This window comes from Synechococcus sp. OH30 (assembly GCF_047462175.1).
GTDB lineage: Bacteria > Cyanobacteriota > Cyanobacteriia > Thermostichales > Thermostichaceae > Thermostichus.
On sequence record NZ_JANSIP010000006.1, the window covers coordinates 161,412 to 175,007 of the forward strand.

Annotated in this window: 10 protein-coding genes; 7 read left to right on the forward strand and 3 right to left on the reverse strand. The window is 58.6% G+C overall.

The window, feature by feature from the left end; translation table 11 throughout:
* Nucleotides 1–1,515, forward strand: coding sequence for an FAD-binding oxidoreductase (locus tag NW830_RS08695; RefSeq protein ID WP_414361553.1), 1,515 nt, complete (start codon nucleotides 1–3; stop codon nucleotides 1,513–1,515).
* Here NW830_RS08695 and treZ read toward each other — a convergent pair.
* Nucleotides 1,503–3,344 carry a malto-oligosyltrehalose trehalohydrolase gene (treZ, locus tag NW830_RS08700; protein ID WP_414361551.1) on the reverse strand — a complete coding sequence of 614 codons (1,842 nt, stop codon included), beginning with the start codon at nucleotides 3,342–3,344 and terminating at the stop codon, nucleotides 1,503–1,505. The genes NW830_RS08695 and treZ overlap by 13 nt on opposite strands.
* A 110-nt stretch (nucleotides 3,345–3,454) precedes the next feature.
* Between treZ and NW830_RS08705 the strand changes: the two genes are divergently transcribed.
* Nucleotides 3,455–5,506, forward strand: a complete 2,052-nt coding sequence (locus NW830_RS08705; RefSeq protein ID WP_414361550.1) for a prolyl oligopeptidase family serine peptidase — start codon at nucleotides 3,455–3,457, stop codon at nucleotides 5,504–5,506.
* On the opposite strand, the gene eno is transcribed toward NW830_RS08705, so the two are convergent.
* Nucleotides 5,503–6,801 (reverse strand): phosphopyruvate hydratase, encoded by a 1,299-nt coding sequence (gene eno / locus NW830_RS08710; protein WP_414361549.1) that lies wholly within the window; start codon nucleotides 6,799–6,801, stop codon nucleotides 5,503–5,505. The two genes, NW830_RS08705 and eno, sit on opposite strands and share 4 nt — an antisense overlap.
* A 242-nt stretch (nucleotides 6,802–7,043) precedes the next feature.
* On the opposite strand from eno, the gene NW830_RS08715 reads away from it, so the two are divergent.
* The 5 genes from NW830_RS08715 to pxcA all read left to right on the forward strand — a co-directional run bounded on the left by NW830_RS08715 (nucleotide 7,044) and on the right by pxcA (nucleotide 11,086).
* Nucleotides 7,044–7,448 (forward strand): universal stress protein, encoded by a 405-nt coding sequence (locus tag NW830_RS08715; protein ID WP_414361547.1) that lies wholly within the window; start codon nucleotides 7,044–7,046, stop codon nucleotides 7,446–7,448.
* A gap of 167 nt (nucleotides 7,449–7,615) precedes the next feature.
* Nucleotides 7,616–7,972, forward strand: a complete 357-nt coding sequence (locus NW830_RS08720; RefSeq protein ID WP_414361546.1) for a ferredoxin-thioredoxin reductase catalytic domain-containing protein — start codon at nucleotides 7,616–7,618, stop codon at nucleotides 7,970–7,972.
* Nucleotides 7,973–8,051: 79 nt separating this feature from the next.
* Nucleotides 8,052–8,168 carry a photosystem II reaction center X protein gene (locus NW830_RS08725; protein WP_414361544.1) on the forward strand — a complete coding sequence of 39 codons (117 nt, stop codon included), beginning with the start codon at nucleotides 8,052–8,054 and terminating at the stop codon, nucleotides 8,166–8,168.
* An 83-nt stretch (nucleotides 8,169–8,251) separates the two neighbouring features.
* Nucleotides 8,252–9,664, forward strand: coding sequence for a glycosyltransferase (locus tag NW830_RS08730; RefSeq protein ID WP_414361542.1), 1,413 nt, complete (start codon nucleotides 8,252–8,254; stop codon nucleotides 9,662–9,664).
* 87 nt (nucleotides 9,665–9,751) lie between these two features.
* A complete protein-coding gene (gene pxcA, locus NW830_RS08735; RefSeq protein ID WP_414361540.1) occupies nucleotides 9,752–11,086 on the forward strand; it encodes a proton extrusion protein PcxA in 1,335 nt (444 codons plus the stop codon).
* A gap of 180 nt (nucleotides 11,087–11,266) precedes the next feature.
* On the opposite strand, the gene NW830_RS08740 is transcribed toward pxcA, so the two are convergent.
* Nucleotides 11,267–13,375, reverse strand: a complete 2,109-nt coding sequence (locus tag NW830_RS08740; protein WP_414361538.1) for a DEAD/DEAH box helicase — start codon at nucleotides 13,373–13,375, stop codon at nucleotides 11,267–11,269.
* Between the last annotated feature and the right edge of the window lie 221 nt (nucleotides 13,376–13,596).

A 13,596-nucleotide genomic window follows, 5' to 3' on the forward strand; every position in this document is an offset into this window, starting at 1 on the left:
ATGGCTGAACTCCTCTCCCCCCCTGAAGCTCTGCCTGCCTTGGAGGCCTGGTGGGGATCCCTGCGGCAGGGGCCAACGGTGTTGCCTCCGGCGGTGGTGCACCGCTGTTCTGAGCGCCTGGGCAGCCGGGATGCCGATGTGGTGATTGCCGGCGGCACCCTGGGGATTCTCCTGGGGGCAGCTTTGGCCAAGCGGGGCTGGCGGGTGATCCTCATCGAGCGGGGGAGCCTGCGGGGGCGGGAGCAGGAGTGGAACACCTCCCGGCAGGAGCTGCAGGTGCTGCTGGAGCTGGAGCTGCTGACGCCGGCCGAGTGGGAGGCGGTGCAGGTGACCCACTACCCCCGCGGCCGCATCGGCTTTGGGGAGGGCCCCACCTGGTGGGTGGAAGGGGTACTGAACGTAGGCGTGGATCCGGTCAGCTTGCTGGAGTTCCTCAAGCAGCATTTCCTGGCCTGGGGGGGCCAAGTGTGGGAGCAGACCGGGTTTCTAGGCGCCACGGTCCACCCCGATGGGATCCGCATCCAGACCACCACCGGCCAGCTCAGCGCCCAACTGCTGCTGGATGCCATGGGGCACCGCTCCCCCATTGCGGCCCAGGCCCGCCAAGGGCAGCCGCCGGACAGTGTCTGTCTGGTGGTGGGATCCTGCGCCCAGGGGCTGCCGGAGCAACCCACTGGGGATCTGTTCTACAGCTTTACCCCCGCCCAGGAGGGCTACCAGCCCTTTTGGGAGGCTTTCCCCGCCCGCGATGGCCGCACCACCTATCTCTTTACCTACTGCGACCGGGATCCCCGCCGACCCAGTTTGGAGAAGCTCTGGCAGGACTACTGCCGGCTGCTCCCTGCCTACCAGGGGGCCGAGCTGGCCCAGATCCGCTGGGTGCGCAAGCTGTGTGGCGTCTTCCCCGCCTACCGCCGCAGCCCGCTACAACTGCCCTGGAATCGCCTTTTGGCGGTAGGAGACAGCAGCGGCAGCCAGTCGCCTTTGAGCTTTGGCGGCTTTGGGGCGATGTTGCGCCATCTGGATCGCCTGCAGCAGGGGATCCACGAGGCGCTGGTGCAGCGGCAGTTGGAGCAGGCGGCCCTGGCCCTGCTGCAGCCCTACCAGCCCAATTTGGCGGTAACCTGGCTTTTTCAAAAGGCGATGATCCCTCCCTTGGGAGAGAAAAACTGGGATCCCAACAGCATTAACCGCCTGTTGAGCAGAGTGTTTGCAGCCATGGTTGCCGCCGGCCCCCAGGTGGTGCGGCCCTTTTTGCAGGATGTGGTGCAGTTTGGCGGCTTGGCCCAGGCACTGTGGGGGGTGATGAGGCAAGATCCAGCCCTGGTGGCCGCGCTTTTGCCCCGGCTAGGGCTGCCGGAGCTGGTGGCCTGGGCGGGCCACTTTGCCACCCTTGGCCTCTACGAGCTCCTGCAAAGGCTAGCCGACCGCCTGGAAGGGGCCCCGCAAGACTACTTCTGGAACCGGCGGCGCGAGGCCTGGCGCTACGGCTGCGGTCGGGATTACTGGCTGTAGACCACCACCCCATAGGGCGGCACCTCAACGGGATCCCCTTGGTTTTTTGCCGGCAGGGAGGATCCCTGGCCCAGCCACTTGGCGTCGCCGCTATCTAGAAGCTTCTCCCACCGGCCGTTGGGCCATGGGGCGTAGGTGGCTGCTTGGTCGGAGCTGAAGTTAAACAGGGCCAGAACGGCTTGGGATCCCTGCTGGCGGTGCAGGGCCAGGCCGCTTGGAGCAAACAGCTCCACCCCCACCGAACTCCGCTCCAGGTTTTGCAGCGGCGGCAGGGTCTTGCGCAGGTGAATGAGGGTTTGGTACCACCGCCGCAAGACCTGGTGGTGGCCAGCAGTGGCCAGTTCCCAGTTGAGCTTCGAGCGCAGGAAGGTCTCTTCCGCTTGCGGGTCCGGTACCTCCCCCTGCCAGGCAAAGGCGCTGAACTCGCGGCGGCGTCCCTGGCGCACCGCTTCCACCAGGTCGGGATCCCCGTGGCTAATGAAGTAGAGAAACGGGGCCACCTCCCCATACTCTTCCCCCATAAACAGCAGTGGCAGCATGGGAGCCAGCAGCAGAGCAGCGGCGGCCAACTTCAGGCCAGCGAAGGAGGTGAGCTGGCTGAGGCGTTCCCCCAGCCGGCGATTGCCCACCTGGTCGTGGTTTTGGATGCAGATTACAAACTGGGAGCCTGGCCTAGCGAGAGCGGAATTGCCGTGGCGGCGGGCCCGGTAGCGGGAGTACTGGCCGGAATAGACGTAGCTCTCGCGGTAGGACTTGGCCAGGTGCTCCAATTGGCCAAAGTCCTGGTAGTAGCCTGTCTTTTCTCCAGTAAGCAGGGTGTGAACTGAGTGATGGAAATCGTCGCACCACTGGGCATCTAGGCCGTAGCCCCCTTGCTCGCGGGGGGTAATGAGGCGGACGTCGTTGAGGTCGCTTTCGGCTACCAGAACCCTGGGCCAGCCCGTGCGCGCCTCCAGGGCCTCCACCCGCTCTGCCAATTCCTGCAAAAAGGGGTGGGCGCTGAAGTCGTAGATGGCATGCACGGCGTCCAGCCGCAGGCCGTCTAGGTGAAACTCCTCTAGCCAGTATTCGGCATTTTGCAGGAAAAACTCCCGCACGCCGTCGGAATAGCGGTCGTCGAAGTTGAGGGCCTCCCCCCAAGGGGTGCGGTACTTGTCGGTAAAGTAGGGGCCAAAGTCCCGCAGGTAGTTCCCCTCCGGCCCCAGGTGGTTGTAGACCACATCCAAAATGACAGCCAAGCCCTGCTGGTGGCAGGCATTGACCAGCGCCTTCAGGCCCGCTGCTCCTCCATAGCTAACCTGCACGGCATAGGGGTAGACGCCGTCATAGCCCCAGTTGCGCTCCCCCGGAAACTGGGCCACCGGCATGAGCTCCAGCACGTTGACCCCCAGCTCCACCAGTTGCGGCAGGCGGGGGATCAGGGCGGCAAAGGTGCCCTCCGGGGTAAAGGTGCCTACATGCAGCTCGTAGAGGATCCACTGGGAGAGCGGGATCCCCTTCCAGGCTTGATCCTGCCAGTCGAAGTGGGGATCCACCACCCGCGAAGGGCCATGGACGCCGTAGGGCTGGCAGCGGGAAGCCGGATCCGGCCGCTCCACCACCCCCCCTGAGGTGTGTAGGCGGTAGAGGTAGTCCACTGGCCCCGGCGGGATCCCCTCCACTTCACCCTGCCAGTAGCCCTGCTCATCTTGGGCCAGAGGGATGACCTGTTGGAAAGGGCTGATGATTTTGAGCTCCACGTGTTCGACTAAGGGCGCCCACACCGAGAAGCGGTAGTGGTCCTGGCCACAGGGATAGGCGCCAATCCGTCTAACTGGAGGGGAAAGCACGGAACCCACTCTATAACTTGGCTTCTACTATAGCGGGGCTTGCCCCCCTAGGGGTCAAGGTCTTGGGCTTCTCTGCCATAGTGGAATTAACCCTTTGTTGCTCCGTCCCTATGCTTCACTACCCGCCTAGCCATCCGGATCCCACCGTTGTCGATGTCTACCATGGGCAGCCGGTGCCGGATCCCTATCGCTGGCTGGAGGATCTGGATTCTGAGCAGACGCGGGCCTGGATCGAGGCGCAAAACCGGCTAACTTTTGACTACTTGCAACGCATCCCGGCGCGACAGCGGCTCCTGCAGCGCCTGAGGCAACTTTGGGACTACGAAAAATACAGCCAGCCCTTCAAAGAGGGCGGCCGCTACTTCTACTTCAAAAACGACGGCCTGCAAAACCAGAGCGTTCTCTATACGCAAGAGAGCCTGGAGGGCGAAGCCCGGGTTTTGCTGGATCCCAACACGTTTTCGGAAGACGGCACTGTAGCCCTCTCAGGCATTGCCATCAGCCGCGACGGGCGCTACCTAGCCTATGGCCTCTCCCGCTCCGGCTCCGACTGGCAGGAGTGGAAGGTGCGGGACATCGAAACTGGAGAAGACCTGCCGGATCACCTGCGCTGGATTAAGTTCTCTGGGGCCAGCTGGACACTGGATGGGCAGGGATTTTTCTACAGCCGCTACGACGAGCCACCCCCCGGCAGCGAGTACGAAAGTACCAACTACTTCCAAAAGCTCTACTACCACCGCCTCGGCACCCCCCAATCGGAAGACGTCTTGATCTATCACCGCCCCGACCAAAAAGAGTGGGGCTTTGCTGGCGGGGTTACCGAAGATGGCAACTACCTCATCATCTCCGTCTGGCGGGGCACGGATCCCAAAAACCTCCTCTTCTACAAAGACCTACGGGATCCCAACTCGCCGGTGGTGGAGCTCATTTGCGAGTTCCAGGCCGAGTACAGCTTTGTTGGCAACGACGGCTCCCGCTTTTGGCTGCTGACGGACTTCCAGGCTCCGCGGCGGCGACTGGTGGCCCTTGATCTCGACAACCCAGGGCACCTGCAAGAGGTGATCCCTGAGGCTGAGGAGACCCTGCAAGGGGTTAGCCTCATCCACAATCAATTTGTTGCCTTCTACCTCAAAGACGCCCACACCCAGATCAAGACCTTTGCCCTAGACGGCACCTACCTGGGGGAAATCCCCCTGCCAGGGCTGGGATCCGCCAGCGGCTTTGCTGGCAAGCGCTACGACACTGAGACCTTCTACACCTTCACCAGCTTCACCACCCCGCCCACCATCTACCGCTACGACTTCACCACTGGCAGGAGCACCCTCTTTCGCCAGCCCCAGGTGGATTTCGATCCCCACGCCTATGAGGTGCAGCAGGTGTTCTACGCCAGCAAAGACGGCACCCGCATTCCCATGTTCCTTGTCCACCGCCGCGGCCTAGCGCGGACAGGGGATCACCCCACCCTGCTGTACGGCTACGGCGGCTTCGGCATCTCTCTAACCCCCAGCTTCTCGGTGGGCCTGGTGGCCTGGTTGGAGATGGGAGGGGTTTACGCCCAGCCCAATTTGCGCGGCGGCGGCGAATATGGGGAAGCCTGGCACCAGGCGGGCACCAAGCTCAACAAGCAAAAGGTCTTTGACGACTTCATTGCCGCGGCTGAGTGGCTAATCGCCCATGGCTACACCAATCCCTCCAAGTTGGCCATCGCCGGCGGCAGCAACGGCGGCCTCTTGGTGGGGGCCTGCCTGACCCAAAGGCCGGATCTCTTTGCCGCAGCCCTGCCCGCTGTGGGGGTGTTCGACATGCTGCGCTTTCATAAGTTCACCATTGGCTGGGCCTGGGTCTCGGAGTACGGATCCCCGGACAACCCCGAGGAATTCAAGGCCCTCTACGCCTATTCCCCCCTGCACAACCTCAAACCCGGCACCGCCTATCCCGCCACCCTGATCACCACCGCGGATCACGACGACCGGGTGGTGCCGGCCCACAGCTTTAAGTTTGCTGCTGCCCTGCAGGCGGCCCAGGGGGGATCCCAGCCCATCCTCATTCGCATCGACACCAAAGCCGGCCATGGGGCTGGCAAGCCCACCAGCAAGCTCATTGAAGAGACCGCCGACCGCTGGGCCTTTTTGGTGCAGGTGCTGGGAATCCAGACAGACTAGCGATGCTGCGCCGGCACAGCCCTAGGCCCCAAGCCCACCCGACCGGCATAAACGGCTGCTTCCCCCAGCTCGTCTTCGATGCGGAGCAGTTGGTTGTACTTGGCAATGCGCTCGCTGCGGCAGAGGGATCCGGTCTTGATCTGGCCGGCGCGGGTAGCCACCGCCAGGTCGGCGATGGTGGTGTCTTCTGTTTCGCCGGAGCGGTGGCTGATGATGGTGCGAAAGCCGGCCTGAACGGCCAGTTGCACGGTTGAGACGGTCTCCGTCAGCGTGCCAATCTGGTTGAGCTTGATCAAAATGGCGTTGGCGGCGCCGCTGTCGATGCCTTTCTGCAGCCGGGCTGGGTTGGTTACAAACAGGTCGTCCCCCACCAGTTGCACCCGCGATCCCAGCCGAGCGGTCATGGCCTGCCAGCCGGCCCAATCTTCCTCCGCCAGCCCATCCTCTAGAGAGACGATGGGGTAGTTGGCCAGCAGTTGTTCGTAGTAGTCCACCATCTGCTCAGCGCTGCGGGCTTTGCCCTCAAAGTGGTACTGTCCATCCTGCAGCAGCTCGTTGGCGGCCACGTCCAAGGCCAAGGCAATGTCTTCCCCCGGCTTGTAGCCCGCCCGTTCAATAGCCGTCATCAACAGATCCAAAGCCGCTACGTTGGAGGGGAGATCGGGGGCAAACCCGCCTTCGTCCCCCACCCCCGTGGACAGCCCCTTCTGCCGCAGCAGTTGTTTGAGCGCTGCAAACACCTCCGCCCCATAGCGCAGCGCCTCGCGAAAGCTGGGTGCCCCGCTAGGCACCAGCATGAACTCTTGGATATCGAGGTTGTTATCGGCGTGGGCACCGCCATTGAGCACATTCATGAGGGGTACCGGCAGCAGGTTGGCAAAGGGTCCACCCAGGTACCTGTACAAGGGCAGACCCACTGCACTAGCAGCCGCCTTAGCCGTGGCCAAAGAGACCGCCAAGATGGCGTTGGCTCCCAGTTGCGACTTGTTGGGGGTGCCATCCAGATCAATCATCAACTGGTCGATGCGGGCCTGGTTGAGGGCATCTTCTCCCTGTAGCTCCGACTGGATGGGGCCAAGAATGTTTTCCACCGCCCTCAGCACACCCCTGCCGCCGTAGCGCTTGGGATCCCCGTCTCGCAGCTCGTGGGCCTCAAAAGTGCCGGTCGAAGCGCCACTGGGCACCTGGGCCAGGCCGGTGGCCCCATTGGCTAAGCCCACCAACGCCTCTAAGGTCGGTTGCCCCCGTGAGTCGAGGATCTCATGGGCGGTAATCCACTCGATGGCCGTTTCCACAGTTGCACCTCAATTAGACAGCTCTGGCCAAGGTCAGATCGCCAATAGAGTAGTGGATTTTCGCCCCCGGATCCCTTTGGCTTCCGGAAAACTTTAACGGCTGACTCGGCCCAGGCTGGTGGAGCGCCAGGGATCCCGCCTGGCTCTCTAAGAAAGAGGCCACCCAGCTCCCCAGTGGAAGTAGAATTAGGTAAGGTGTTCCGGCCCCAGAGAGAAGCTAGGGGGAAGGGGGGTCTGTAGTTATGTTTGAAAAAGTACTCTTTCCCATCGACAACTCGCGGGAGACCAGCCACGCCCTGCCACTGGTGGCCGACATAGCGCAGCGCTACAAGAGCCAGGTATATCTGCTCTCCGTCCTAGACACTACAGAACTAACCCCTGAGCAAGTCGAGCAAGCCCGCCAAAGTATCCACAACTTGCTCAAGCAGGCTGAGACTGGTCTCCAGCAGATCGGCATCCAAAATGTCAAGAGCGAGTATCGCGAGGGAAAGGTTCCTTTTGTCATCTGCGACGTGGCAGACGAGCTAGAGATTAACCTGATTGTGATGGGATCCCGCGGCAATCCCCTAGCCGAAGGCCGGAAAAACGAATCCGTCAGCCACCGCGTCATCGACCTCTCCCCCTGCCCTGTGCTGGTGGTGCCCTGAAGAGTCGGCCTTCTCTAGGAGAATGTGTTGAAGTTGTCTCAAAATGTTGCCTTGTGTAACGGTAGGGCCGTTTTTGTTTGTATTGACCAGAAGGCTGCTGTACAACGAAGAGCAGGATAGACCCAATGGCTGACAGCAGCTAACTGGTTACACTCTTGGGAATTGTTATGGAAAGTCAAAGTCGTGGCTACAACAAGGCTTCGAAGAAAACCTTCGATCTAATGCGGCATTTCGCAGAAACCTACGCTAGACGTACCGGCACCTTTTTCTGCTCTGACCCAACAATTACAACCGCAGTAATTGAGGGCCTAGCTCTACACAAAGAGCAACTAGGCGCTCCCCTCTGTCCTTGCCGGTTCTACGAAGATAAAGAAGCAGAGGTGAAGGCTGGCTATTGGAACTGTCCCTGCGTACCCATGCGGGAGCGGAAAGAATGTCACTGTATGCTCTTTTTAACTCCGGACAACCCCTTGGCCGGCACCAGCCAAACCCTAGAGGAGGTCCCTCTAGAATACCGAGCCTAGCCCGTAATGGCTAGGAGAAAGCTGGGTATAATCGAAAAGCAGTTGGAAATGCCTGTTTGCCCGCGGAGGAAACTCTCCTATGACTCCCTCACTAGCTAGCTTCCTCTGGAGCTTGGTATACGGTGCTGTAGTGCTGGGTCTTCTCTTTGGCGCCATCGTGATTGTTAGCTACAGAGATAGGGTGCGTCGCCGCTAAAGCCTTGGCCAAAGATTATCCCCCTGCTGATCCCCGTACTCGACGGCCAGCAAACTGCTGCAGCGGAGGTGGTAAGGAGTCTATTGCCAGCCCCTAGTTACTCTCTCTACTACTGGCAACAGAAGAACCGCTACTACTACGAGGATCTAGAGCGGCTGCACCGCTTCTTCTTGCCTCCGGGTCTCCGTATTCTGGAGATTGGCTGTGGTACAGGGGCGCTGCTCAACGCTTTGCAGCCTAGTTTCGGGGTAGGGATCGACCAAGACGTAGAGGTCATTGCCCAGGCCCAGCAGCAATTTCCCCACCTCCACTTTCGCGTGCAGGACCTCCATAAGTTGGACAGGCGGGATCCAGTCCTGGCCCAGCCTTTTGACGCTATTTTGCTTGTCAATACTCTCAGTTACCTGAGGGATATTCAACAGGTTCTTGAGCAGTTGCGCTGTTTCTGCACTCCGCGCACTCGCCTCATTCTTTCCCACCACAATCCCCTTTGGGAGCCACTTTTGAACCTAGCAACCCTTCTGAAGCAGCGCAGGCCCCTGCCGGCAGCCAACTGGCTCTCGGCAGCAGATGTAGCCAATTTGCTCCACCTAGCGGGGTACGAGATTATCCAGCAGGGCAAGCGGTTGTTGTTGCCGCGGCGGATCCCGCTGCTTTCAACGCTGGTTAACCGCCTGATTGCCCCCTTGCCAGGGATCAACGCCCTCTGCCTAACGGAATACACCATTGCCCGTCTCCAGCCGGATCCCAACTGGGATCCGCCTCCTGCGGAACAGCCCTCTTGCACAGTGATCATTCCAGCTCGCAACGAAGCCGGCAACATTCGCCGCTGCGTGGAGCAGGTGCCCCTGATGGGATCCCACACTGAGATTATTTTTGTGGAGGGGCACTCTAGCGACGATACTTGGGCCGAGATCCAGCGCACTCAGGCCGAATACCAGGGGAGCTGCACCCTCCGCGCCCTGCAACAGGAGGGGAAGGGCAAAGGAGATGCTGTGCGCCAGGCGTTTGCTGCAGCCAGCGGCGATGTGGTAATCATTCTCGATGCCGACTTAACTGTCCAAGCGGAAGACCTCCCCAAGTTTTTCCGGGCGGTGGCCTCCGGGCGCTGTGATTTTGCCAATGGCTGCCGGCTGATTTACCCTCTAAAGCCGGAGGCAATGCCCCGCCTAAACCAGTGGGCCAACCGCTTTTTTGCCGCTCTTCTTTCCTACATCCTTGGCATCCGCATCAAAGATACCCTCTGCGGCACCAAGGCCCTCTGGCGGGAGGACTACTGTCAGATTGCCAAGCTGCGGCAAGAGTGGGGGAATTTCGATCCCTTCGGCGATTTTGACCTGTTGCTAGGGGCTGCCAAGCGCACCCTTAAGATCCTGGACATCCCGGTGCGCTATTTCCCCAGAACCTATGGCCGCTCCAATATCCACCATCTGCGCGATGGCTTGCGGCTGCTGCAGATCTGTGCCTTTGCCCTCAAGCACTTCAAGGGATCCTGAACGATGCTCCTTTGGATGCGTTTCCAATCCAAAGATCCCTGCCTATACAATTTAATAGACTTAGATTAAGCCTGAGAAAAACCACCAATGAGGGAATCCGTATTGAGCAGCCTCGGCCAGTGGATCTCGAATACTCCCCTTCGCTCTCTTGATCGGGCTTATCAGGCTGCCCTCCGCATCAAAGCCATTGAAGACCGCTACTTTCAGGGGGGATCCATCGGTAGCAACGGCAGCCACGGCCAAGTTACTAGCCACTACTTCCAAATCCAACTGCGCCAGAACCTGCGTCAGATTAACCTTAGTCTAGCAGAATTTAGAGCCAGTAGTATCTTTTCCCGCCTGCCTGATCCCGAATCAGATGGCAGGAGCCCTCACTTTCCTGCAGAAGTAAAAGACAGGGGCAAAGAGTCTGAAAATAGACGGCAAAGTCGGGATCCTTCAATTTTGGAGAAACTAGAGTTTATCGATCAGGTAATCTCTCGCTACAAGCGCCCTGCCACTCCACCCAAGCCCAGCGTCACCCAACCTAAACCTCAAGAGCAAGCTGAGTCAATCTCTTCAACTCAAAGCATCAAGACTAACCCCGCTCAGACCAATCTGACCGATGACGGGGTCCCAGTTGCTTCTAAAACGGCCCTCCTGCCTCGCTCCATTTTGTCCACAGCTAAGCAAATCCTCCGAGAGTTAAGTTCGCAGGCAGAAGAAGAGCTGGTCCAGGAGTACCGCAGCCAACGCACACAAACACTGGTGGCAGTTCGGTTCTTGTTACTACTGGCCATCTTGCCACTGCTTGTCCAGATTCTCTCGAAGCAATTTCTGTTTGGGCCATTGGTGGATCGGCTGCAGCCTCAGCAGCCTACTCTCGTGGCCTTGAGCTACGAATTTCAAGAAAGAGCTGTTTCAGAGTTTGATTTTTTCAGGGAAAAAATAGAGTTTGAGCGGGCTTTACACCACCAATCCCCAGAAGATATGGACTTAGAGCTAAAGGATCGACTTTCCATGAAAGCAGAGGAGCTATTACAAAAATACAGCCGTAAGAATTCAGAAGGCCTAAAGAATATCTTGGCTGATCTGCTATCTCTGGCGGTATTTGGTTGGCTAGTCTTTGTTGGCCGTGAAGAAATTGAGGTTCTTAAGTCCTTCCTAGATCGTCTAATCTATGGCCTGAGCGATAGTGCCAAGGCTTTTATCATTATTCTCTTCACCGATGTATTTGTTGGCTACCACTCTCCCCATGGTTGGGAAGTCTTGTTAAGTAGTTTGGCCGAGCACCTGGGCTTGCCTGAAAACCGCAATTTCATCTACGGCTTTATCGCTACCTTTCCAGTCTTTCTAGACACGCTCTTTAAGTACTGGATCTTCCGCTACTTAAACCGTGTATCGCCATCAGCAGTGGCTACCTATCACGCTATGAATGACTAGACTCGATGGGCTCCGCTCAAACTGTACATCCAGCTCGTCAACCGACAACCTCCTGCAACTTTGCTAAGCAATTGCCCATGGCTGTCAAAGCCTTCGCCTCTCGCCACCTCCACCCTTGGCTACCTTTGCAACCTAGGGGATAGTGACAGAGCCGACCTTAAGCGATAGCTTGTGAGTTTCTTAGGCACCCTCTGCCTCCAGATCCAGAAGCCGCCGCAGGGATCCCTTGTTAAAAGCCGGGAAGCGTAGGTAGGGGTACTGCTCCTTGGCCTGCCGCAGCTCTTGGAAGGCGGGAGCCAATTGATCTTTGGGGGAGATCCCTGTAACCACACACCAGATCTTGGTGCGTGTCAAGGCCACAAAAGCTTGATTGCGCCGGCGCAGTTGCTCCTCTACACTTAGCCCCGGCTCGGTGACGTTTTGAAACTGGCAGACGTAGACTTTCCAAGCTTCGTTGCCCTTGGCCCGGAAGATCCCCGACAGGGTGACGTGCCCCGGCAAGCGGAAAATATCCCGATCGGCATCTTCGCCGGCAATGAGGGCGCTAATTCCTCTTTGTTTGAGCCTGGCCTTTAGGCTTTCCCAGTAGGGTTTGTTCGCGCTGAAGCTGGCTACACTTGTCACTAGAAGATCTTCCGGCTGAAAACTCCACTGCTTCAGGTCGCGCTCGATCTGTTGGGCAATCCAATTCTGCTCCTCTTCCTCAGAAGGAAAGGTACGCCAGACCAGCAGCGACTGGGGATCCACCTTGGGCTCAAAGCTTTCTTGATCGACGGGGTGGCAAGCCTTGCGGGTGAGGGTAATTGGGGATCCAGGCTTACGAAAATCACCTTCTACCACTTCGTAACCCAAGTTTTCCCACTGGTCTTTTTGAGTAACCCCCTGCAAAGGCTGGCCTCCACGCAAAAGACCCATGTTGATGGCATGGGCAGCCATGAGGATGATGTTTGGAGTGCGGTAGCAATGGCGCAGTACGATGGCTCGCCCTCCCAACCGCACTTTGGGTTTGCCCGTCTCGTCGCGCCCGAATAGCTCGGCTGCCCCCGGCACCGTCAACGAGCCAATGCCCTGGGCTTCGTCATAGGCCCAGTAGAGCCGCTTGGGATCCCGTAAAGTTTGATAGGCTAAAAGGTAAAAGGCGGGCGGCAAATCTTGACCTTCATCGATCAAGATGGCGTCAAAAAGTTGAGGGATCTCCTTGGCTTCTTTTTTTAACTCTTGGCAGACGTAGTCAAAGGGCTCCGTTGTATAGTCATTTTTATCCCTCAGCTCTGCCCTTGCCTGCTCCAAGCTTTTGGGCAGCAAGCCACATTCTTCGGCGAGCAAGCGATAGAAACCACGCCGATGTTTGGATCCCCAGGCATGCATCACCTGAAGCTTTTGCCAATTTGGGTCGATGTCAAACTTGCTCTGACAGACTTCTGAGATTTGCCTGCGAATTTGCTCATAGAGAGAGCGGGTGTAGAAAACTACGGCGATGTCCCAATCCGGGTGGTCAGCGTGGATCTTGGCTGCTCTGCGAGTCAAGGCTACGGTTTTGCCCGTCCCCGCCAGGCCCCGCAACCGCTGCGGCCCCTCAGGATATTGGGTGGCAATTTTGCGTTGGTCTTCATCGAGTTTGAAGATCCCTTCTTGGACGCGCCGGATCACCGCCTGCGGATCGTAGTCATATACTGGGTCTTCGCCGGGATCCCCCAGCCCTATCCCCAACGTTTTGAGGATCACTTCCCATTCTGTGGCGTTGAGAGGAGCGCCATTGACCTGCTTGGCCGCATACAGAGTTTGCCGCAACTGCTCTGGGTTTTCCAAATCGTCAGCAAAAAGTAGCGCGCCGGTAAAAGGGGGATCCCCGAAGCGCTCCTGCCATTCTTGTCGCCGAATGCGAGGCAAAGCCAGCCGATATTGCCAGGCAACGCGCGCTTGGAGAGGCCGAGTTTCCAGATTTTGCTGCAGCCAATTCTTAATCTGAAACATTTGGTTATCGGCCTGCGCCAGAGGGGTTTCGGTTTCCCTATGCCACTCGCGCATGCGCCACTCGCTGCCGTCGATGGCCTCGATATTGTAAAGGTTGCAGCCCTTACACTCGAAAATCCAAAAGCCCAGTTCAAAATGAATCAAGAGAATGTCGGGCTTGGCCTTGGGGCGGCCCTGAGGGTCATAAATGCTGAACTGATGGAGGAGGTAGCCGGGATCAGAGGCCAGGGCTTGCCGCAGCGCATTCCAAACCGCCGCCTCTGCAGCTATTCCTGGCAAGCTGTCGTCCAGAGCGCCGTCGGGTTGAAAGTGCATGGGGGATCCCTCATTTTCCAACTTGAACCCAGTGTACAACAGGAAACCTGAGCTCTTGGGGAAGGATCCAGGGCCCTTAACGTAAGGTGCGGAATTCCCCACCGTCTATACGGTGGGGATGGATAGCACCCTCTGACTGATTCTGGATGTATTGCTTCACAATTTCTAGGGAGCAAATCATGCCAAAGCCTAGCCCTTCCCAATACACTTTAGTGACCAGT

Bases quoted from the DNA above. Each gene is read 5' to 3' on its own strand.
- NW830_RS08705 (WP_414361550.1), top strand. From the start codon at position 3,455: ATGCTTCACTACCCGCCTAGCCATCCGGATCCCACCGTTGTCGATGTC.
- NW830_RS08695 (WP_414361553.1), top strand. From the start codon at position 1: ATGGCTGAACTCCTCTCCCCCCCTGAAGCTCTGCCTGCCTTGGAGGCC.
- NW830_RS08725 (WP_414361544.1), top strand. From the start codon at position 8,052: ATGACTCCCTCACTAGCTAGCTTCCTCTGGAGCTTGGTATACGGTGCT.
- NW830_RS08720 (WP_414361546.1), top strand. From the start codon at position 7,616: ATGGAAAGTCAAAGTCGTGGCTACAACAAGGCTTCGAAGAAAACCTTC.
- NW830_RS08715 (WP_414361547.1), top strand. From the start codon at position 7,044: ATGTTTGAAAAAGTACTCTTTCCCATCGACAACTCGCGGGAGACCAGC.
- pxcA (WP_414361540.1), top strand. From the start codon at position 9,752: ATGAGGGAATCCGTATTGAGCAGCCTCGGCCAGTGGATCTCGAATACT.
- NW830_RS08740 (WP_414361538.1), bottom strand. From the start codon at position 13,375: ATGCACTTTCAACCCGACGGCGCTCTGGACGACAGCTTGCCAGGAATA.